Annotated in this window: 18 protein-coding genes; 9 read left to right on the forward strand and 9 right to left on the reverse strand. The window is 72.5% G+C overall.

Going from position 1 to position 20418, the window contains the following annotated elements; translation table 11 throughout:
• Positions 1–103 precede the first annotated feature (103 nt).
• Positions 104–2038, forward strand: a complete 1935-nt coding sequence (acs, locus tag AB0637_RS07705; RefSeq protein WP_366170986.1) for an acetate--CoA ligase — start codon at positions 104–106, stop codon at positions 2036–2038.
• Positions 2039–2156: 118 nt separating this feature from the next.
• Here acs and AB0637_RS07710 read toward each other — a convergent pair whose 3' ends face one another.
• The gene (locus AB0637_RS07710) at positions 2157–2576 is read right to left on the reverse strand and encodes a VOC family protein (protein WP_366170988.1); all 420 of its coding nucleotides are present in this window, start codon (positions 2574–2576) and stop codon (positions 2157–2159) included.
• An 83-nt stretch (positions 2577–2659) separates the two neighbouring features.
• The gene (gene ndk, locus AB0637_RS07715) at positions 2660–3118 is read right to left on the reverse strand and encodes a nucleoside-diphosphate kinase (RefSeq protein WP_366170990.1); all 459 of its coding nucleotides are present in this window, start codon (positions 3116–3118) and stop codon (positions 2660–2662) included.
• 24 nt (positions 3119–3142) lie between these two features.
• Here ndk and AB0637_RS07720 point away from each other — a divergent pair, with 24 nt between their 5' ends.
• Positions 3143–3898 carry an AraC family transcriptional regulator gene (locus AB0637_RS07720; RefSeq protein WP_366170992.1) on the forward strand — a complete coding sequence of 252 codons (756 nt, stop codon included), beginning with the start codon at positions 3143–3145 and terminating at the stop codon, positions 3896–3898.
• Here AB0637_RS07720 and AB0637_RS07725 read toward each other — a convergent pair.
• Positions 3835–4245, reverse strand: coding sequence for a VOC family protein (locus AB0637_RS07725; RefSeq protein ID WP_366170994.1), 411 nt, complete (start codon positions 4243–4245; stop codon positions 3835–3837). The genes AB0637_RS07720 and AB0637_RS07725 overlap by 64 nt on opposite strands.
• Positions 4246–4327: 82 nt before the next feature.
• Here AB0637_RS07725 and AB0637_RS07730 point away from each other — a divergent pair, with 82 nt between their 5' ends.
• Positions 4328–4576 (forward strand): hypothetical protein, encoded by a 249-nt coding sequence (locus tag AB0637_RS07730; protein WP_366170996.1) that lies wholly within the window; start codon positions 4328–4330, stop codon positions 4574–4576.
• A gap of 95 nt (positions 4577–4671) precedes the next feature.
• Here the strand turns inward: AB0637_RS07730 and AB0637_RS07735 are convergent, their stop codons facing one another.
• On the reverse strand, positions 4672–5124 hold the full coding sequence (locus tag AB0637_RS07735; RefSeq protein WP_366170998.1) for a GNAT family N-acetyltransferase: 453 nt from the start codon (positions 5122–5124) through the stop codon (positions 4672–4674).
• Positions 5125–5323: 199 nt separating this feature from the next.
• Between AB0637_RS07735 and AB0637_RS07740 the strand changes: the two genes are divergently transcribed.
• A complete protein-coding gene (locus AB0637_RS07740; RefSeq protein ID WP_366171000.1) occupies positions 5324–6787 on the forward strand; it encodes a sugar porter family MFS transporter in 1464 nt (487 codons plus the stop codon).
• Between the two features lie 7 nt (positions 6788–6794).
• The gene (locus AB0637_RS07745) at positions 6795–7472 is read left to right on the forward strand and encodes a maleylpyruvate isomerase N-terminal domain-containing protein (RefSeq protein ID WP_366171002.1); all 678 of its coding nucleotides are present in this window, start codon (positions 6795–6797) and stop codon (positions 7470–7472) included.
• 6 nt (positions 7473–7478) lie between these two features.
• Here AB0637_RS07745 and AB0637_RS07750 read toward each other — a convergent pair whose 3' ends face one another.
• The 5 genes from AB0637_RS07750 to ileS are packed head-to-tail and all read right to left on the reverse strand — an operon-like array spanning position 7479 to position 13466.
• Positions 7479–7817 (reverse strand): hypothetical protein, encoded by a 339-nt coding sequence (locus AB0637_RS07750; RefSeq protein WP_366171004.1) that lies wholly within the window; start codon positions 7815–7817, stop codon positions 7479–7481.
• A gap of 22 nt (positions 7818–7839) precedes the next feature.
• Entirely contained in the window at positions 7840–8307 is a 468-nt protein-coding gene (locus AB0637_RS07755; protein ID WP_366171006.1) for a GNAT family N-acetyltransferase, read from the reverse strand.
• Positions 8308–8317: 10 nt separating this feature from the next.
• Entirely contained in the window at positions 8318–8677 is a 360-nt protein-coding gene (locus AB0637_RS07760) for a DUF4233 domain-containing protein (protein WP_366171008.1), read from the reverse strand.
• A complete protein-coding gene (locus tag AB0637_RS07765; RefSeq protein WP_366171091.1) occupies positions 8674–10191 on the reverse strand; it encodes a folylpolyglutamate synthase/dihydrofolate synthase family protein in 1518 nt (505 codons plus the stop codon). Before AB0637_RS07765 ends, AB0637_RS07760 begins: the two co-directional genes overlap by 4 nt.
• 41 nt (positions 10192–10232) lie before the next feature.
• The gene (gene ileS / locus AB0637_RS07770) at positions 10233–13466 is read right to left on the reverse strand and encodes an isoleucine--tRNA ligase (RefSeq protein ID WP_366171093.1); all 3234 of its coding nucleotides are present in this window, start codon (positions 13464–13466) and stop codon (positions 10233–10235) included.
• Positions 13467–13984: 518 nt separating this feature from the next.
• On the opposite strand from ileS, the gene AB0637_RS07775 reads away from it, so the two are divergent.
• From AB0637_RS07775 to AB0637_RS07790, 4 genes are all read left to right on the forward strand, one after another.
• Positions 13985–15478, forward strand: coding sequence for a glycosyltransferase family 2 protein (locus tag AB0637_RS07775; protein ID WP_366171010.1), 1494 nt, complete (start codon positions 13985–13987; stop codon positions 15476–15478).
• Between the two features lie 209 nt (positions 15479–15687).
• Positions 15688–16893, forward strand: a complete 1206-nt coding sequence (locus tag AB0637_RS07780) for a Gfo/Idh/MocA family oxidoreductase (RefSeq protein WP_366171012.1) — start codon at positions 15688–15690, stop codon at positions 16891–16893.
• Between the two features lie 155 nt (positions 16894–17048).
• A complete protein-coding gene (locus AB0637_RS07785) occupies positions 17049–18281 on the forward strand; it encodes a thiolase family protein (protein ID WP_366171014.1) in 1233 nt (410 codons plus the stop codon).
• On the forward strand, positions 18278–20323 hold the full coding sequence (locus tag AB0637_RS07790) for a 3-hydroxyacyl-CoA dehydrogenase NAD-binding domain-containing protein (protein ID WP_366171016.1): 2046 nt from the start codon (positions 18278–18280) through the stop codon (positions 20321–20323). Before AB0637_RS07785 ends, AB0637_RS07790 begins: the two co-directional genes overlap by 4 nt.
• Positions 20324–20418: the final 95 nt, after the last annotated feature.

Raw genomic sequence — 20418 nt, forward strand, 5'->3', positions numbered from 1 at the left:
GGCTCCACGGTACGGCGCGGCTAGGCTGACGACCAAGCCACCCCGACGTGCTCACCCGTGCGTCACCACCTGCGACACCCCTGCGATCCCGGAGGACACCTGCATGCCCGACGAGCTCGTCGTCCCGCCCCCGGCGGACTTCGCCGCCCAGGCCAACGTCGGCGCCGACGAGTACGCACGGGCCGCCGCCGACTCGGAGGCGTGGTGGGCCGAGCAGGCCCGGCGCCTGCAGTGGGACGAGCCGTTCACCACGGTGTTCGACGGCTCGACGCTGCCGACGGCGCAGTGGTTCACGGGCGGGAAGCTCAACGTGGCCGTCAACTGCGTCGACCGGCACGTGGCGGCCGGGCGCGGGGACAAGGTCGCGCTGCACTGGGAGGGCGAACCGGGCGACTCCCGGGCGATCACCTACGCGCAGCTGCAGGACGAGGTGTGCCGCCTCGCCAACGCCCTCGAGGAACTCGGCGTGGGCCACGGCGACCGCGTCGTGCTGTACCTGCCGGTCCTGCCGGAGACGATCGTCACGACGATGGCGTGCGCCCGCATCGGCGCCGTCGTCTCGCTGGTGTTCGGGGGTTTCTCGGCCGAGGCGCTGCGGTTCCGCGTCGAGGACACCGGTGCCAAGCTCCTCGTCTGCACGGACGGGCAGTTCCGGCGCGGGACGGCCGTGGCCGTCAAGGGTGCGGCCGACGCCGCGGTCGAGGGTCTGGACCACGTCGAGCACGTCCTCGTCCTGCGCCGCACCGGGGACCGGACGCCGGACGTGCCGTGGACGCCGGGCCGCGACGTGTGGTGGCACGACCTCGTCGACCGGCAGCCGGTCGAGCACGTCGCGCCGAGCTTCGACGCCGAGAACCCGCTCTTCATCATCTACACGTCGGGGACCACGGGGAAGCCGAAGGGTCTCGTCCACACCTCCGGCGGGTACCTGACCCACACGTCGTGGTCGCACTGGGCGGTGTTCGACGTCAAGGACGACGACGTCTACTGGTGCCAGGCGGACCTGGCGTGGGTGACGGCGCACTCGTACGAGATGTACGGGCCGCTGTCGAACGGTGTGACGCAGGTGATCTACGAGGGGTCGCCGCTGACGCCGCACCCGGGCCGGCACTTCGAGGTCATCGAGAAGTACGGCGTGACGATCTACTACACCGCCCCCACCCTCGTGCGGACGTTCATGAAGCACGGGCCCGAACTGCCCGCGGGTTTCGACCTGTCGTCGCTGCGGCTGCTCGGGTCGGTCGGTGAGGCCATCAACCCCGAGGCGTGGCTCTGGTTGCACCGCAACGTGGGAGGCGGCCGCTGCCCCATCGTCGACACGTGGTGGCAGTCCGAGACGGGCGCCGCCGTCGTCGCTCCCCTGCCGGGCGTCACGCCGCTGAAACCCGGGTCGGGCACGGTCCCGCTGCCGGGGTTGTCGGCCACCGTCGTCGACGAGGCCGGGAACGAGGTCGCGCCCGGTGAGCAGGGCGTCCTCGTCATCACGAGGCCCTGGCCCGGGATGGCGCGGACGGTGTGGCGCGACCACGCGCGGTTCGTCAAGAGCTACTGGGAACCGTACGCGGCGCAGGGGTACTACCTCGCCGGTGACGCCGCGACGAAGGACGCCGACGGGTACGTCTGGATCGGCGGGCGCATCGACGACGTCCTCAACGTGTCCGGGCACCGGTTGTCGAGCATCGAACTCGAGTCCGCCCTCGTCTCGCACCCCCGGGTCGCGGAGGCGGCCGTCGTCGGCGCCCCCGACGCGACGACGGGTCAGCGGATCGTGGCGTTCGTCATCCTGCGCGGCCAGGGGCCCGACGACGTCTCGGCCGAGCTGCGCGAGCACGTCGCCCAGCAGATCGGCCCCGTCGCCAAACCCCGTGACGTCGTCGTCGTGCCGGACCTGCCGAAGACGCGGTCGGGGAAGATCATGCGCCGCCTCATGGCCGACATGACCGCCGGTCGCGGCGGTGGCGACGTCACGTCCCTGCAGGACGAGACGGCCCTCGCCGCCGTCGAGGCGGCGTGGGCGCAGTACGTGCAGTCCCGCTGACAGTCCCGCCGGCAGTCCCGCCGGCAGTCCCGCCGACCTCGCGCCCGACGCGACGGTGACTCCCCGCTGACGACGACCGTCACCGGGGAGCCACCGTTGCACCGCCGTCGCGCTGCGTTCAGGCGGGGTTGATCCCGCCGGCCTCGGCGGCCGCGGCGACGTCCATCCAGCTGGTCTCCCAGATGTGGCCGTCCGGGTCGAGGAAGCTCGTGCCGTACATCCAGCCGAAGTCCATCGTCGGCGCGTACTCCGCACCGCCGTTCGCCAGGGCCTTCGCCTTCAGGTCGTCGCACTCGGCGCGGTCGGCGCAGGACAGCGCGACCATGACCTCGTTGGACCCCGACGGGGCGGCCTCGGTGAGGAGGAACTGCTTCCACTTCACCGGCTCGTGGACGAGGACGATGATGTTCTCCTCGACCACGACGCACGCCGTTGTCTCGTCCTCGAACTGCGGGTTCAGGCTGAAGCCGAGCGCGGTGAAGAAGGCCTTGGAGACCTCCTTGTCGGCGACCGGCAGGTTGACGAAGACCATGCGCACGGTGAGCTCCCCAGCGTCCGGGGCCGGCGGTCCGGCCCTCCTGCCCTTCTCGACCTCAGCCTGCCGCAGAACTCATCGGTCGGTCAGAGGTTCGGGAACCACAGGCCGATCTCGCGGGCCGCGGACTCCTCGGAGTCCGAACCGTGGACGAGGTTCTGCTGGACCTTCAGGCCCCAGTCGCGGCCGAGGTCGCCACGGATCGTGCCCGGCGCCGCCGTCGTCGGGTCGGTGGTGCCGGCGAGCGAGCGGAAGCCCTCGATGACGCGGTGACCCTCGACGACGGCCGCCAGGATCGGCCCGGACAGCATGAACTCGACGAGGGGCTCGTAGAACGGCTTCCCCTCGTGCTCGGCGTAGTGGCCGGCGAGCAGCTCGCGCGAGGCGGTGCGCAGCTCGACGGCGACGAGGGTGTAGCCCTTGGCCTCGATGCGGCGCAGGACCTCCCCCGAGAGGTTGCGCCGAACGCCGTCGGGCTTGACGAGGACGAGGGTGCGCTGGGCTGGGGTCTCGGTCACGGCGTCGACCCTAGCGGGACGCGGCATCGCGTCCGGGTGTGGACTGGGAGCGTGCCCCCGGCCCCGCACCCCACGACGTACACCGAACGCGCGTCCGTCGTGCCCGGGGCCGTCGTGTGGGCGAGCACGTCGACCGGCGCCGACACCGGGCCCGTGCTGCCCGACGGTTGCATGGACCTGTTGTGGCGCAGCGACACCGAACGCCTGCTCGTCGCCGGGCCCGACACCGCCCCGCAGTCGACCGAGGGCGAGCCGGGGGTCCGCTGGACGGGACTGCGCCTGTCCCCCGGCCACGCCCCCACCGTCCTCGGTGTGCGGGCCGAGGAGCTGCGGGACCGCCGCGTCGACCTGGCCGACCTCTGGGACGCCACCCGCGTCCGTCGGCTCACCGCGCGGGTGGCCGCGAGCGCCGCCCCGGGGACCGTCCTGGAAGCGGTCGCCGGGACGGGGCCCGCCCCCGACGCGGCCCTGGACCACGTCGTCCGCGCCCTCGCCGCGGGCCGTCCGGTGTCCGCCGTCGCGGCCGACCTCGACGTCAGCGAACGGACGCTGCACCGGCGCAGCCTGGCCGCGTTCGGGTACTCACCCCAGCTGCTCGCGCGGGTCCTGCGCTTCCGGCGCGCCCTGGCGGCCTTGCGGGCCGGCCGCCCGCCCGTCGAGGTGGCCGCCGGGCTCGGTTTCACCGACCAGGCGCACCTGACGCGGGAGGTGCGCCGGTTCGGCGGGACGACCCCCGGTGCGGTTCAGCTCGGCAGCGGCGCGAAGAGGTCGACGGCACCGCCGTCGGGGTCGAGCACCGTCGCGTAGCGCTGCCCCCACACGGCGTCGAACGGGGCGAGGTGGACGCGCGCCCCGGCGTCCGTGAGCTCGGTGAAGAGGGCGTCGACGTGCGCCGGCCCCGCGCAGAGGAACGCGAGGCTCGTCCGGTTGCCGGCGGCCTCCCGCGTGTACGAGGGGTCGAAGGACCGGATCGTCTCCTCGGTGTCCCAGGCCAGGCGCAGTCCGCCGGGCAGGGTCGTCTCGACGTGCGGGGCGCCGTCGGCGTCGGGGGGCAGGTCGAGTCCGAGGCGGCGGTAGAAGGCCAGCGAGGCGGCCATGTCGGCGACGACGAGGCCGACGAGGTCGAGGCGGGGTGAGGGCGTGGGGTCGGTCATGCGTCCGAGGGTGCCGTGACCGGAGGCCCCACGTCTTGCACGCATCGGACACCCCGCGGGCGCGGTGCGCCAGGATGTGCGGGTGCGTCACGACCGCGAGGACACCACCGCCCAGGAACAGGCGCTGCGCGCCGCCCGCGACGAGGCCGCGCAGGTCCTCGCCGAGCTCGCCGCCGAGGCGAGGTCGCTGTCCAAGGCCTACGCGGGCCGCACCGCCCGCGTGCCCGACGGTTCCGCGCTCGCGGGGCTCGTCGACGCGGCCCGCCGCGCCGAGGAGGCCGTCGACATCGCCGCCCTCGACCTCGCCACCGCGCGCGGCGAGGACGCCTGACGCGCTCCCCCTCCCGGGGGCGGAGGACACTCCTTCCGCCCTCCGACGGGGAGTTCGGGGGCGCGGAGCACGACGTCCGCCCCGACGTGGGCGGTTCAGAGCGTGAGGGCGTACGTCCGGTAGGTGGTGTCGAGCACCCAGCCCTCGCTCTCGTAGAGGGCCTGCGCGGTGGTGTTCGTGTGCGCCGTCTCCAGGACGGCCGTCGTCGCGCCCGCGGCCCGCGCGCGGTCGGCGACGGCGCGCAACAGCGTCCGACCGACGCCGCGACCCCGGGCGGACGGGTCGACGAAGAGGTCGTAGAGCACCCAGGCAGGGGCCAGCTCCAGGGAGGCCCAGGTGGGGTAGCACTGCGCGAACCCGACGGCGGTCCCCTCGACCTCGGCGAGCAGGACGACGCTCTCGCCGTTCGCGAGGCGCGCCGTCAGGTACGCGGTCACCTCGGCGGGCTCACGGGGGCACTCGTAGAAGACGAGGTACGCGGCGAAGAGCCGTGCCACCTCGGCCACGTCGTCCACCGATGCTGCTCGCACCACCACGTCGCCGCCCATGGCGACCACCCTGGCAGCCCACCGCGTCGGGGCGGAAGGTGTGCTCTCGGCCCCGGAGAGTGGCCTGGAAGGGCGGAAAGAGTGTTTTCCGCGCGGGCTGGGTGGCGGCTGTGAGGCTTCGACGTGCGGTGATCGTGTCCTGGGCGGACCATCGTGGGCGGGCTCCGGGCTCGGGGTCCGTGCACCGAGGGAGAACCGCATGAGTTCGGACAGCGCGCCGGGGCGCACCAACGACGCCGAGGACGACGAACGCCACACCACCATCAAGGTGGTGATGATCTCGATCGTGGCGGCCATCGGCGGCTTCCTCTTCGGGTTCGACACCTCCGTCATCAACGGGGCCGTCAAGGCCGTCACCAACCAGTTCTCGCTGTCCGACGGGCTGTCCGGGTTCGCGGTGTCCTGCGCCCTCCTCGGCGCGGCCGTCGGCGCCTGGTTCGCAGGACGCATCGCCGACCGGTTCGGACGCAAGTCCGTCATGGTCGTCGGCGGCTTGCTCTTCGCCGTCAGCGCCATCGGATCGGCGTTCGCGTTCGCCGTCTGGGACCTCATCCTCTGGCGCGTCGTCGGCGGGCTCGGGGTGGGGGTCGCCTCGGTGATCGCGCCGACCTACATCGCCGAGGTCGCCCCCGCACGCATCCGGGGGCGTCTCGCCTCGCTGCAGCAGCTCGCCATCACCGTCGGCATCTTCGTCGCCCTGCTGTCCGACAAGGTCATCGCGGACTCGGCCGGGGGTGCGGAGAACTCCACCTGGCTGGGCTGGGAGGCCTGGCGGTGGATGTTCCTCGTCGGCGTCATCCCGTCGGTGGTCTGGGCCGTGCTCGCCCTGGGCGTCCCGGAGTCCCCTCGCTACCTCATCGCCAAGAACCAGACCGAGCGGGCCGGCGAAGTCCTCCGCCAGGTGCTCGGCACCCGGAACATGGCGGCGGTGCAGCGCAAGGTCTCCGAGATCAAGATGTCGATGCGCCGCGAACACGACCCGAGCCTGCGGGACCTGCGGGGTCCCCGGCTCGGACTCCAACCCGTCGTGTGGGTCGGCATCCTCCTGTCCGTCCTCCAGCAGGGCGTCGGGATCAACGTGATCTTCTACTACTCCACGACCCTGTGGCAGGCCGTCGGTTTCGACGAGTCCGACGCCTTCACGACGTCGGTCATCACGGCCGTCACGAACGTCGTCGTGACGTTCATCGCCATCGCCCTCGTCGACAAGATCGGCCGCAAACCGCTGCTGACCGTGGGGTCGGCCGGCATGTTCGTCTCGCTCACCGTCATGGCGATCGCGTTCGCGCAGGCGACCGGCTCGGTCAAGGAACCGAGCCTCCCCGACCCGTGGGGGACGATCGCCGTCATCGCGGCGAACGTCTACGTCATCTCCTTCGGCGCCACCTGGGGTCCCGTGGTATGGGTCCTGCTCGGGGAGATGTTCCCCAACAAGATCCGCGCCGCCGGGCTCGCCGTCGCGGCGGCCGCGCAGTGGCTGGCGAACTTCGCCATCTCCACGAGCTTCCCCGCCCTGGCCGGGCTCGGGCTGCAGTTCGCCTACGGCCTCTACGCACTCATCGCGCTGCTGTCGTTCGTCTTCGTCCGCAAGGCCGTCCGGGAGACCAAGGGACGCGAACTCGAGGACATGGACGAGGAAGCACCCGCGGCCACCGTCCGGTGACGTGGGGATGACTCTCCACCTCACGTTCGAGGAGGGCCGGGAGGCCCTCCTCGACGAACTGGCGGAGTGGGACCGGCTGCTGGACGCGTTCGACGAGCTCGACGCGCCGAGCCGGTGCTCCGGATGGACGTGCGGGCAGGTCTTGGTGCACGTGCACTGGGGTCTGCAGTCCATGGCTCTGGATCTGCTCGCGCCGGACGGGCCTGGTCCCGTCACGGTGGACGCCGCCGGCTACTGGACCCGCTACCCCGGGCTCGAAGCGGACGACCGAACTCGGGAACGGGAGGCGCGGTTGCTGGCGGCCGTCGCCGACGCGTACTCGCGGCCCGACGCGCTCACGGGGCACGTCGCCGCGACCGTCCGTGGCCTGATCCGCGGCGTCGAACGTGTCCCCGATGGGCGCATCGCGTTCCAGGACATGACGTTCTCGACCGGCGACTTCCTCGGCAGCTGGGCCGTCGAACTCGCCGTGCACCACCTCGACCTCGAGCTCATCGCCGACCCGCCCGCGGCGAGCGCGCTCCGCCTGGCCCGGCGCACGGTCGAGGACCTCACGGCCGCAACGGTTCCCGCGGACTGGGACGACGCAACGGTCGTCCTCGCCGGGACCGGGCGCGTCGAGCTCACCGGCACCGAGGCCTTGCGGCACCCAGGACTCCGCGAGGCGTTCCCCGTCCTTCGCTGAGGGCTTCTACTCCACGACGACGTGCGCCCTGACCGTCCGGTCCGGGCCGTCCCCGGCGACCCACCCCTGCTTCTGCGCGAACGCGAGCATCCCCTGGAACTGCGCGTCCCAGCCGGCGTCCGCACCCTCGGCGTGCGCGGTTCGGCGCAGCCACGCCACGGACACGCGGACGTGCGCGGCGGCGACGTCGTCCCCCGGGGCGTCCAGCTCCCCCACCGGGCCGAGGACGGCGGCCAGGTCGCGCACGGACGTGCCGGCGGGGACCGCCACGTCGAAGGACGTGAACACGTCGTGGTCGAGGAGTTCGGCGGGCTGGGCCGCGGTGGGGTCGACGGCGATGCGCACGGCGGGTTCCTCCAGGACGTCGTCAGAACCGGGACATCCGGACCTCGGGAACCCCCGTCCCGGCGTCGACCTCATCGCTGCCGGGCACGACGGTGAACCCGTGCCGAGCGTAGAACCTGCGGGCCCGGAGGTTGTCGCGGAACACCCGCAACTCGGCGGGCCGGTCCCCCACCGCCCGCAGCAGCAGGGCGTCCGCGACGCCCGTGCCGCGGTGCTCGGCCGCCACGTAGAGGCTGCGCAGTTCCCAGCGCGGGTCGCCCGGGACCCAGCTCACGACCCCGACGACCTCCCCGGACCCGGGGTCCTGCGCGAGCGCGCACCCCCGGGCGCCCGTCCGCAGCGTCTGCGTCCAGGCCGCCACCCGCTCGGGCACCCGTCGGGACTGCAGGTACGCGTCCGGGACGAGCCCTGCGTAGCACTCGTCCCACGTCCGGGTCTGGAACTCGGCCACGGCGACGACGTCCGCCGGCACGACGTCCCGGACGATCACGGGCGGCCCCTCACTCCTGGGCCATCCTCCGGGCCACCTCGGCCTGCTCCCGCTCGATGCGCGTCCCGATGACGATCGAGCAGATCCAGATGACGGCGAACACCCCGCCGACGGCGAACATCAGGGGCACGACGAAACCCCCGGCCACGATGACCACCTGCAGGACCCAGCCGAGGGCGTACCCGCCGCGGCGACGCAGCATCCCCGCCGCGAGCAGGCACAGCAGGACCAGCACGCCGCCCACGACGAGGTAGGTGGAACTGCGCTGCTCCATCGGCACGAGCCCGTAGGCCACGAGCGTCGCGAAGAACACGACCAGCGCCTCGCTGCCGAGGGTCGTGGCGGCCATGAGCCGCTTCGGGTTCCTCACTGCTTGCCCTTCCCCAGCAACGCGCGGGCGTCGCCGGCGAGGACGACCGATCCCGCGATGACCACCCCGGCGCCGGACCCCCCGATGCCACCGCCCGTGCCCGCCTCGGCCTCGGCGAGGTCGACGGCCGTGGCGATGGCCTCGTCGAGCCGTTCGACGACGTGCACGCGGTCCTCGCCGAACACGTCCTCGGCCACCTCGGCCAGTTCACCGGGTTCCATCCCGCGCGAGGAGCTCGAGCGGGTGACGACGACCTCCGCGAGGACGGGTTCGAGGGCGAGCAGGACGCCCTCGACGTCCTTGTCCCCCATGACGGCCACGACGCCGACCAGCCGGCTCAGCGTGAACGCCTCGGCGATGGCCGCGGCCAGGGCCTGCGCCCCCGCCGGGTTGTGCGCGGCGTCGGCCAGGACGAGCGGCGAGGTGCGCAGGACCTCCAGCCGGCCGGGCGAGGTGACGTCCCCGAACGCGGTCTCGACGAGCCCGGGCGTCAGCGTTCCGCCCGGCAGCGCCAGGAGCGCCTCGGCCGTCTGCAACGCGACGGCGGCGTTCTCCGCCTGGTGCGCGCCGTGCAACGGCAGGAACACGTCCGTGTAGACCCCACCGCGGGTGCGCAGCGAGACCTGCTGCCCCCCGACGGCGAGGGTCCGCTCCTCGACCCCGAAGTCGAACCCCTCGCGCACGACGGTGACGCGTTCGGCGGCGGCCTTGGCCAGCAGCACGGCGCCGGCCTCCTCCTCCTGCTTGCCGAGCACGACCGTCGAGCCGTGCTTGATGATCCCGGCCTTCTGACCGGCGATCTCCTCCAGCGTCGAGCCGAGCCACGTCTCGTGGTCCATCGACACCGGGGTGACGACGGCGACGTCGGGCTGGACGACGTTCGTCGTGTCCCACGTCCCGCCGAGCCCGGTCTCGATGACGGCGACGTCGACGGGGGCGTCCGCGAAGGCCGCGAACGCCATGAGCGTCAGCACCTCGAAGAAGCTCAAGCGCGGGTCGCCGCGCTCGGCGGCCCGTTCGTCGACGATGCTCACGACGGGTTCGACGTCGTCCCACGCCCGCACGAACGCGGCGTGCGAGATCGGGTCGCCGTCGATCGAGATGCGTTCGGTGATGTCGACGAGGTGCGGGCTCGTGAACCGGCCGGTCCGCAGGTCGTGCTCGCGGACCAGCCGTTCCACCATGCGCGCCGTCGACGTCTTGCCGTTCGTGCCGGCCAGGTGCACGACGCGGTAGGCCAGCTGCGGGTCGCCCAGCAGTCCGCACGCCTCGCGCACCCGGTCCAGGGTCGGGTGGATCCGGTGCTCGGGGTTGCGGTCGAGGATCAGCTCGACGACGGCCTCGAACCGCTCGTCGTCCTCCTCGACCGGCCCGGCCGGCAGCAGGCGACCCTCGGTGGTGACGCGGGGGACGCGGTGGTCCTGCGGGACGCGCCCGCGGCGCATCCCGTCGGTGCCGAACGCCTCCCCCGTGTCGTCCCCGTCGTCCCGCTCGCCGTCGCCGAGGGGACCCATGAGCTCCTCGAGCTCACGGTCCCGGTCGTCCCCGGGGAGGTTCACCGCTGACCCCCGACCTCGTCGGCGCGCTGCACAGCGATGCGCACCTCGTGCCCTTCGACCGACCCCACGAGCGTCGCCTCCTCCTGGCTCACCGCCGAAGCCGACCCGCTGGACCCGAACTGCTGGGCCAGCGTCTCGGTCACGACGAGGTTCTGGTGCGTCACGATCGCCTCCCAGACGGGGCCGTCCGCGGCCACCGTCAGCCGGATGCGGTCGCTGACGTGCAGCCCCGCGTCGCGACGGGCCTGCTGGACGAGGCGGACGACGTCGCGGGCGATGCCCTCGGCCGCCAGTTCCGGGGTCACCGTGGTGTCGAGGACGACGAAACCCCCGCCGTCGAGCGCGGACGTCGCCACGCCGGTGTCGGCCCCCTCGACCGTCGTCGTGAGCTCGTACTCGCCCTCGACGAGTTCGATCCCGCCCGCGACGACCGTGCCGTCGGGGCGTTCGCTCCAGTCCCCGCTCTTGGACCCCTTGATGGCCTGCTGGACCTGCTTGCCCAGTCGAGGACCGGCCGCGCGGGCGTTGACCGTCAGCTTGGCGACGACGCCGTACTCGGTGGCGCGCTCGATCGGCGCCAGGGCGACCCGCCGCACGTTCACCTCGTCCGCGACGAGCTGGGCGAAGGGTTCCAGCGCGGCCGGGTCGGCGACGAGGACCTCGAGCTTCTCCAGCGGCAGCCGGACGCGCAGACCGTTGGCCTTGCGCAGCGCCAGGGCGCTGGAGCACGTGGCGCGCACCTCGTCCATGGCGGCCACGAGCGCGGGGTCGCTCGGCAGGTCCACCGGGTCCGGCCAGTCGGTGAGGTGCACCGAGCGGCCCCCGGTGAGCGTCCGCCAGATCTCCTCGGTGAACAGCGGCAGCAGCGGCGCGAGCATCCGCGTCGTCGTCTCCAGCACCGTGTAGAGGGTGTCGAAGGCGTCGCGGGCCCGGTCGGACTCCCCGTCCCAGAACGCCGACCGGGACCGGCGGACGTACCAGTTCGTCAGGGAGTCCAGGAACTGCCGCGCGGTCTCGCACGCCCCGGCGATGTCGTAGCCGTCGAGCTGCGCCGTCACCTGCACGACGGTGTCGTGCAGCTTGGCCAGCACGTACCGGTCCAGGACGTCGGTGGACGTCGTGCGCCACCGCGGGGTGTGGGTGGACGTGCCGGAGTACAGCTGGAAGAACTGGAACGTGTTCCACAGCGGCAGCAGCACCTGGCGCACCGAGTCGCGGATGCCCTGCTCGGTGACGATGAGGTTCCCGCCACGCAGCACGGGGGAACTCATGAGGAACCAGCGCATGGCGTCCGAGCCGTCGCGGTCGAGCACCTCGGACACGTCCGGGTAGTTCCGCAGCGACTTGCTCATCTTGCGGCCGTCGTCGCCGAGCAGGATCCCGTGCGAGACGCACGTGCGGAACGCCGGCCGGTCGAACAGCGCCGTGGCCAGGACGTGGAGCGTGTAGAACCAGCCGCGCGTCTGCCCGATGTACTCGACGATGAAGTCGCCCGGGTAGTGGCTCTCGAACCAGTCGGTGTTCTCGAACGGGTAGTGCACCTGCGCGAACGGCATCGAGCCGGACTCGAACCAGCAGTCGAGGACCTCCGGGACGCGGCGCATCGTGGAGCGCCCCGTCGGGTCGTCGGGGTTGGGCCGCGTCAGCTCGTCGACGAACGGGCGGTGCAGGTCCGCCGGCCGCACGCCGAAGTCGCGTTCGAGGTCGTCGAGGGAGCCGTAGACGTCGACGCGCGGGTACGCCGGGTCGTCCGACGTCCACACCGGGATCGGGCTGCCCCAGTAGCGGTTGCGGCTGATCGACCAGTCCCGGGCGCCTTCGAGCCACTTGCCGAAGGACCCGTGCTGCACGTGCTCGGGAACCCACGTGATCTGCTCGTTGAGCTCGACCATGCGGTCGCGGATCGCCGTGACCTTGACGAACCAGCTCGACACGGCGCGGTAGATGAGCGCGTTCCCGCACCGCCAGCAGTGCGGGTAGGAGTGGTCGTACGTCTCCAGCCGCAGCAGCAGGGCACCGGAGGGCACGCCGTCGCGCAGGGCGCGGTTGATCTCCTTGTTGGCGTCGAACACGTGCATCCCGGCGAAGTCGCGGACCTCGCTCGTGAACGTCCCGTTCGAGGCGACGGGGACGACGGGGACGATCCCGGCCGCGTCGGTGACGAGCTTGTCGTCCTCACCGAACGCGGGGGCGATGTGGACCATCCCCGTGCCGGAGTCGGTCGTGACGTAGTCGGCGGCGAGGACCTGGTGGGCGTTCTCCCGGCCCTCGAAGTAGTCGAACGGCGGGACGTAGCGCCGGCCGAGCAGGTCGGCCCCGCGGTGGCGGGCGACGACGCGGTCGGCGGCGTCCTCGCCCAGTTCGCGGGCGTAGTGGCCCAGCCGCTCGGCGGCGAGCAGGAACTTGCGGCCCTTGTGGTCGCCCGTGCCCGTGACGACGACGTACTCCAGGTCCGGGTGGACGGCCATCGCGAGGTTGCTGGGCAGCGTCCACGGCGTCGTCGTCCAGACGAGCCCGAGGACGCCGTCGAGGTCGTCACCGGCGTCCGCGAACCGGAACCCGACGGTCACGGCGGGGTCCTGGCGGTTGCGGTAGACGTCGTCCAGGCGCGTCTCGGAGTTGCTGAGCGGCGTCTCGCAACGCCAGCAGTACGCCAGGACGCGGAACCCCTCGTAGACCAGACCCTTGTCCCACAAGGTCTTGAAGGCCCACATGACCGACTCCATGTAGTCGGTGTCGAGGGTCTTGTAGTCGTTGTCGAAGTCGACCCAGCGCGCCTGCCGGGTCACGTACTCCTCCCACTCCTTCGTGTACTTGAGCACGGAGGTGCGGCAGGCGTCGTTGAAGGCCGCGACGCCGAGGGCGTCGATCTCGGACTTGTGGGTGATGCCGAGCTGCTTCTCGGCCTCGACCTCGGCGGGCAGGCCGTGGGTGTCCCAGCCGAAGCGGCGCTCGACCTGGTGACCGCGCATCGTCTTGTAGCGCGGCACGAGGTCCTTGACGTACCCCGTCAGCAGGTGGCCGTAGTGCGGCAGGCCGTTGGCGAACGGCGGGCCGTCGTAGAAGACGAACTCCCCGGCCGCGGAGCCCTTGCGGGCCTCGACGCTGGCGCGGAAGGTGTCGTCGCGGGCCCAGGAGTCGAGGACGGTGCGCTCGATCTCGGGGAAGCTGGGGCCGCTCGCCGTCTCGGCGGTTGCGGCGACCTCGCCGGTCTGGGGGGCTTCCGTCACGTCCTCGGACACCGTGTCTCCTCGACTGAACTGCTCCAGCCGCGAGGACGACGCCCGCCGGGGCCGGCGGTGCCGCGGTACCACCCCGCTTGCCGCCCGCACCCTCCCCCGCGGGGGAGAGCGGAGCGACCGCTCTCGTCCGGCTGTCACGGGCCGCACCCGTCCGGTTCTAGTGAGGCGCCCGGGGGCACCCGTTCTTCCGGAGGCTCACCGGTGATGGCCGGATCGACGCCTGTGCGCCCATGGTAACCGGCGTCGTCCCGCCGGGCTTCCCCGTTCGCCGCACCCCGACGCGCCCCGGTCAGGGACGACGACGCTGCGTGACAGGGAGCGACGAACCCCGTGACCTTTCGTCACCGGGAGTGATGAGGGCGGGTCCACTCGGTCGGTAGATGAGCACAGCGTTACCCCTAGCGGCGGAACGGAGCTGTTGGGGGAGCAATCGGCTACCTAACGTCACTGACAAGCCCCACCGCACCGCACCGCCCAGCCCGAGCCCCGCCCACGGAGGCAGCCCCATGGCCGTTCAAGACCTCGCCCCGCTCCTCGTCCAGCCCGAGCCGCGCATCGTCGAGGGGACCGTCCTGCCCCGGACGAGCATCCCCGCCCCCCGCTCCGGCTTCGCCGAGCGGCTCGCCGACACGGCCGTGAACGCCCGCCGCGCGCTCGAGGTCACGATCCACCGCCTGCGGTACCGCCCCGCCACCCGACGCATCGCGAAGATGGCCGTCCTCCTGCCGGCGCACAACGAGGAGTCGGACATCGAGGCCTGCCTCGACTCCCTCATGGCCCAGACCCGCACCCCCGACCTCATCGTCGTGGTCGCGGACAACTGCACCGACGACACCGTGAAGATCGCCCGTCGCTACCGCGGGGTCAAGGTCATCGAGACCGAGGGCAACACCGACGCCAAGGTCGGCGCCCTCGCCACCGGCTACGCAGAGTTCCTCGCCGGCGGCGCGTTCGACGTCATGGTGAGCATGGACGCCGACGTCGTCCTGGACCCCGACTGCCTCGCCGACCTCGAGGCCGAGCTGCTCAAGACCCCCAGCGCCGCGGCCGTCTCGGCCAAGTACCACTTCGCCGAGGGCCAGGGCGGCTGGTTCAACCGCCAGCTCGTCCGGGCGCAGAAGATGGACTTCACCCAGTTCCAGGTCCGCGCCAACGAGCGCGCCCGCCGGACCACGATCGTCGGCGGCCAGTGCTCGGCGTTCCGGTTCTCGGCCATCGACGAGGTGACCCGCCGCCACCGCCGTGCGGCCCCCTGGACGAACGAGACCGCGACCGAGGACGCCCAGCTCGGCCTGGAGCTGCAGGAGATGGGCTGGACGACGGTCATGTCGGCCACCGCCCGCGCCCAGGTCGGCGCCATGCCGACCGTGCGCGCCCTGTCCGGTCAGCGCGCCAAGTGGAACGCCGGCCTCATCGCCCTCATGACGAGCATGCCGCTGTCCAAGCGCACGCTGCCGTTCTGGCTGCAGCACCTCGGCCTGGGCCTGAACGTCTTCATGCGCCTGGCCTTCGTCGCCCTGCTCGCCGCCTCGGTCTCCACCCACCAGTTCGTGTGGTCCTGGTGGTGGATCACCCCGACCGCCCTCGCGGCGCTCTACCAGCTGAAGATGGCGCACCTGTCCCCCCACCGCCGCGGCGCCGACTACCTGTTCGCCGCGCTCTGGCTGCCGGGTGAGGCGTGGCTGTGGTTCTCGGGCTGGAACACCGCCAAGTCCTGGGTGACGCACCTGCTCGGCACCCGTCGCGACCTGTGGGCCGCCCAGGCCGCGGCCGAGGCGGGCAAGCGTTCCGGCGGCGGCGCCGGCGCCCTGCTCGGCACGATCGTCGGTTCGGTCGTCGTCTCCTCGGTCGGCGCCTGGTACTGGCTGACGCAGGCCAGTGTCGAGTTCCAGCGCGTCGTGCTCACCGTCGGCTGGCGCTCGCTCGCCTTCATGACGATCGTCGCGAGCGCCCTGCTCGTCATCAAGCTGCTCCGCCCGACCCGCGGGCTCACCGCCTGACCCACCGCCTGACCCACCGCCTGACCCACCGCCTGACCCACCGCACGACACACCGCACGACACACCGCACGACACACGACGGCCCGGACCTCCCGCGAGGTCCGGGCCGTCCTGCGTCCCGGGCCCGGTGGACCCGGCGCGGACGAGTTGACTCGTGTAGATTTCTGGTGAAGTCCCCCCGTCGCACCCTCGACTCGCAGGAGAGTCCCGTGAAGATCGCTGTCATCGGCACCGGCCAGTTCGCCCGCAGCTTCATCACCCTGTGGCAGCTGCACCCCGACGTCGAGGAGGTCTGGGTCACCGACCTCGTCCCCGAACGGGCCCGGCAGCACGTCGAGAACCACGGCCTGGCGGGGTCCTTCGACAGCTTCGAGGACGCCCTGGCCTCCGACGTGGACGCCGTCGCGATCATGACGCAGCGCTGGTCGCACGGCCCCCTGGTGCTGCAGGCGCTCGAGGCCGGCAAGCACGTGTACTCCGCCGTCCCGATGGCGAGCGCCGTCGACGAGGTCGAGGCCATCGTCGCGAAGGTCCGCGAGACCGGGCTCACCTACATGATGGGCGAGACGAGCTACTACAACCCCGTCACCGTCTGGGCCCGCGACCACATCGCCACGGGTGAGTTCGGCCGCGTGTTCTACGGCGAGGGCGACTACGTCCACGACATGGACAACGGGTTCTACGCCGCCTACCAGTACAGCGGCGGGGAGGACTGGAAGGAGACCGCCAGCTACCCGCCCATGCTCTACCCGACCCACGCCATCGGCGGCGTGCTGGGCGCCTGGCCGACGCACGCCGTGAGCGTGAGCTGCACCGGGATCAGCGACACCCGTGGCGACGGGGTCTTCGACACGGCCGTCTCCCGCTGGGGCAACGACTTCTCCAACATGTCGGCGTTGTTCGAACTGGCCGACGGCGGCGTCATGCGGACGAACGAGTTCCGCCGGGTCGGGTACTGGAGCGGGCCGGAGTCGCGGTTCCGGTTCTACGGCACCGAGCAGGTCATGGAGCAGTCCGTGACGAGCACGGTCGTCACGCTCAAGACCGACGGCGAGGACTACCACAAGGGCCGGACCGTCGACATCAGCGACGAGGTCCGGGCCGGGGAGCTCGCCGAGGCGGCCGAGGACCTCTCGGACATCGACCCCGGCCTGCTGAGCAGCTTCCGCTCCGGCACCGCCAAGGTGCACGACCGCAGCCGGCTGCCGAAGGAGTTCGAGGGGGCGCCCAACGGTCACGAGGGCGCGCACCACTTCCTGGCCGACGACTTCGTCGTGGCGGTCCGGGACGGCGTCCACCCGCCGGTCAACGCCTGGGTCGCGGCCCGCTTCACCGTCCCGGGGATCGTCGCGAACGAGTCGGCGAAGCAGGGCGGGGTCCGGCTGCCCGTGCCGGACTTCGGCGACCCCTCCTGATCGACTCGCCGACGGAGCCCTCCCCCGCCCGGGTGGTCCACCCGGGCGGGGCGGGCCGCGGTGACCCCTGCGGGTGAGTACCCGGCACCGGCGGTACCGCTTACCTCCGGTGGCGCGTACGGTGTCGTCGTACACACCCGCGACGAGGAGGTCCTGTGGTCCACACGCCCGCCCCCGGACGGAGCGTCGTCTTCGCCGACGGCGTCCGCACCCCGTTCGGCAAGGCCCGTCCCGACGGCATCCACGCCCAGACCCGGGCCGACGACCTCGTGGTCGCCTGCCTGCGCGAGCTGCTGCGCCGCAACCCGTCCCTGCCGCCGGAGCGGATCGAGGAGGTCGCCGTCGCGGCGGCCACCCAGTCCGGCGACCAGGGCCTGGTCCTCGGCCGCAGCGCAGCCCTGCTCGCCGGCCTGCCGGTGACGACGCCCGGGTACGCCATCGACCGCTGGTGCGCCGGCGCGATGACGGCCGTGACGACGAGCGCCGCCTCCATCGCCGTCGGAGCCCTCGACGTCGCCCTGGCGGGCGGGGTCGAGCACATGGGCCACCACCCGCTCGGGGCCGGCATGGACCCCAACCCGCGCTTCCTCACCGAGCGCATCGTCTCCCCCGACGCCCTCGACATGGGCAAGACGGCCGAGGCCCTGCACGACCGGTTCCCGGAGCTGACGAAGGAACGCGCCGACGCGTTCGCCGTCGCGAGCCAGGAGAAGTTCGCCAAGGCCGTCGCGAACGGGCAGGTCGAGGCCGACCTGGTCCCCGTGGCGTCCGCGAGCGCCGAGCTCGGCTGGGGCCTGGCGACGGCGGACGAGCTCGCCCGGCCCGGTACGACGCTGGAGGGGCTGGCGAACCTGCGCACGCCGTTCCGCCCGCACGGGCGCGTCACGGCCGGCAACGCCTCGCCGCTGACCGACGGCGCCACCGCGTGCGTCCTGGCCGCCGAGGACGTCGCCGCCGAGCTCGGGCTCACCCCGAAGATGCGGCTCGTCGGCTTCGGCTTCGCCGGTGTCGAACCGGAGGTCATGGGCCTGGGCCCGATCCCCTCCACCGAGAAGGTGCTGCAGCGCAGCGGGTTGACCATCGACGACATCGGCCTGTTCGAGCTCAACGAGGCGTTCGCCGTCCAGGTCCTCAGCTTCCTGGACCACTTCGGCATCGCCGACGACGACCCGCGCGTGAACCTCTACGGCGGCGCCATCGCGATCGGCCACCCGCTCGCGGCGTCGGGGGTGCGCCTCATGACGCAGCTCGCGCGCCAGTTCTCCGAGCACCCCGAGGTCCGCTACGGCCTCACCGCGATGTGCGTGGGGCTGGGCCAGGGCGGTTCGGTCGTCTGGGAGAACCCGGCCTGGGAAGGTTTCGCGCACGAGGGGACGGCTGCCCGATGACCGTCCACGTCCGCACCCTGGACCTGCCCCGCACCCCCGGTGGCACGAAGCCCGGCACGATGGCGCTGCTCACGCTCGACTCCGGTGACCCGCGCCGGCCGTTCGTCCTCGGCCAGCCCGGGCTGGGCGACCTCGACGCGGCGCTCGACGTCGCCGAGCGCCTCGTCCGCGAGGAGGGTGTCGTCGCGATCGGCGTCACCGGGGTGAACCACGTGTTCTGCGCCGGCGCCGACCTCAAGGCCGTCGCGAACATCGGCGACCTCGAGGACAGCCGCGCCGTCGGTGCCCTCGGCCACCGCGTCCTGCGCCGGTTCGCCGACGTGGGCGTCCCGACGTTCGCGTTCGTCAACGGCCTCGCCCTCGGCGGCGGGCTGGAGACGGCGCTGCACTGCTCGTACCGGACGATCTCCGTCGCCGTGCGCGGCATCGGCCTGCCCGAGGCCTACCTCGGCCTGGTCCCCGGCTGGGGCGGCACCTACCTGCTCCCCCGGCTCGCCGGTCCGGACGTCGCGGTGAAGGTCGCGATCGAGAACGCGCTGGCGAGCAACAAGACGCTGTCCGGTCCGCAGGCCTTCGAGGCCGGGATCGCCGACGCCCTCTTCGCCCCGGCCGACTTCCTCGTGCAGTCGCTGCGCTGGGCCGGGACGGTCCTCGCGGGTGAGGCGAGCGTGGACCGCGCCGAACCGGCCGACGAGGCCACCTGGACCGCGGCCGTCGCCCGGGGCCGGGCCGTGGCCGACGCCCGCGTGCACGGGGCCGCCCCCGCGCCGTACCGGACGCTCGACCTCCTCGAGGCCGCGCGGACGAACGACCGGGACACCCACTTCACCGCCGAGGACCAGGCGCTGGCCGACCTCGGGATCTCCCCCGAGCTCAAGGCCGGGCTGTACGCCTTCGACCTCGTGCAGCGCTACGGCCGCAAGCCGACCGGCGCCCCGCAGGTGGACCCGCGCAAGGTCACCTCCGTCGGGGTCGTCGGCGCAGGGCTCATGGCCTCCCAGCTGGCCCTGCTGTTCCTGCACCGCCTGCAGGTGCCCGTCGTCCTCACCGACGTCTCGGCCGAGCGGGTCGAGAAGGGCGTCGCTGTCGTCCGCCAGGGCGTCCAGGACCTCCTCGCCAAGGGCCGCATCACCTCCGACACGGCCAACCGCCTGTCGGCGTCGGTGTCGGGGTCGGTGGAGAAGTCCGCGCTGGCCGACTGCGACTTCGTCATCGAGGCCGTCTTCGAGGAGCTGTCGGTCAAGCAGGAGGTGCTCCGGGAGCTGGAACCCCTGCTGCGCGAGGACGCCGTCGTCGCGACGAACACCAGTTCCCTGTCGGTCACCGAGATGGCGTCGGTGCTGAAGAACCCCGAGCGGTTCGTCGGGTTCCACTTCTTCAACCCCGTCGCCGTCCTGCCCCTCGTCGAGGTGGTGCGGACCCCGACGACGGACGACGTCGCGCTGGCGACGGCGTTCGCGGTGGGCCGCAAGCTGAAGAAGACCTGCGTCCTGGTGCAGGACGCGCCGGCGTTCGTCGTGAACCGGATCTCGACGCGGATGTTCGACGAGGTCGTCAAGGCCGTCGACGCGGGCACCCCGCTGCTGGACGTCGAGCACAGCCTCGACGAGCTCGGTCTGCCGATGACGCCGTTCCGCCTCGGGCACTTCGTCGGCCCGGCCGTCATGCTCCACGTGCACGAGACGCTGGCCGCCGCGTTCCCCGACCGCTACACGGTCTCGGACAACCTGCGGCGCTGGGTCGAGGCGAGCGGACCGGAACTCGTCACCCCCAAGGGGCCGGTCGCGCTGACCGGCGCCCACGAGGGCCTGTTCCAGGGGGGGAACTCCCCCCTGACGCGCGAGGAGGTCCTGCACCGCGTGCAGGACGCCTTGGCCGACGAGATCCGCCGCGTGCTGGACGAGGGCGTCGTCGCCGGTCCGGAGGACGTCGACGTGTGCCTCGTCCTGGGGACCGGGCACCCGCTGTTCACGGGCGGGGTCACGCCGTACCTGGACCGGGTCGGCGCGAGCGAGCGGGTCACCGGACGCCGCTTCCACTGAGGCCCCACCGGGCCCGACCCCCGACGGCCGGCTGCGCGGTGGCACCTCTCCCGCGCAGCCGGTCCCGCCCGTTCCTGCCGCCCCTCCCCCGGGGC

The sequence above is a fragment of the Kineococcus sp. NPDC059986 genome, from assembly GCF_040702905.1.
Classification (GTDB): domain Bacteria; phylum Actinomycetota; class Actinomycetes; order Actinomycetales; family Kineococcaceae; genus Kineococcus.

Excerpts from the sequence above, each read along its gene's own strand:
- acs (WP_366170986.1), top strand. The coding sequence starts at position 104 with ATGCCCGACGAGCTCGTCGTCCCGCCCCCGGCGGACTTCGCCGCCCAG.
- ndk (WP_366170990.1), bottom strand. The coding sequence starts at position 3,118 with ATGCCGCGTCCCGCTAGGGTCGACGCCGTGACCGAGACCCCAGCCCAG.
- AB0637_RS07725 (WP_366170994.1), bottom strand. The coding sequence starts at position 4,245 with ATGACCGACCCCACGCCCTCACCCCGCCTCGACCTCGTCGGCCTCGTC.
- AB0637_RS07735 (WP_366170998.1), bottom strand. The coding sequence starts at position 5,124 with ATGGGCGGCGACGTGGTGGTGCGAGCAGCATCGGTGGACGACGTGGCC.
- AB0637_RS07740 (WP_366171000.1), top strand. The coding sequence starts at position 5,324 with ATGAGTTCGGACAGCGCGCCGGGGCGCACCAACGACGCCGAGGACGAC.
- AB0637_RS07745 (WP_366171002.1), top strand. The coding sequence starts at position 6,795 with ATGACTCTCCACCTCACGTTCGAGGAGGGCCGGGAGGCCCTCCTCGAC.
- AB0637_RS07765 (WP_366171091.1), bottom strand. The coding sequence starts at position 10,191 with ATGGGTCCCCTCGGCGACGGCGAGCGGGACGACGGGGACGACACGGGG.
- AB0637_RS07775 (WP_366171010.1), top strand. The coding sequence starts at position 13,985 with ATGGCCGTTCAAGACCTCGCCCCGCTCCTCGTCCAGCCCGAGCCGCGC.
- AB0637_RS07790 (WP_366171016.1), top strand. The coding sequence starts at position 18,278 with ATGACCGTCCACGTCCGCACCCTGGACCTGCCCCGCACCCCCGGTGGC.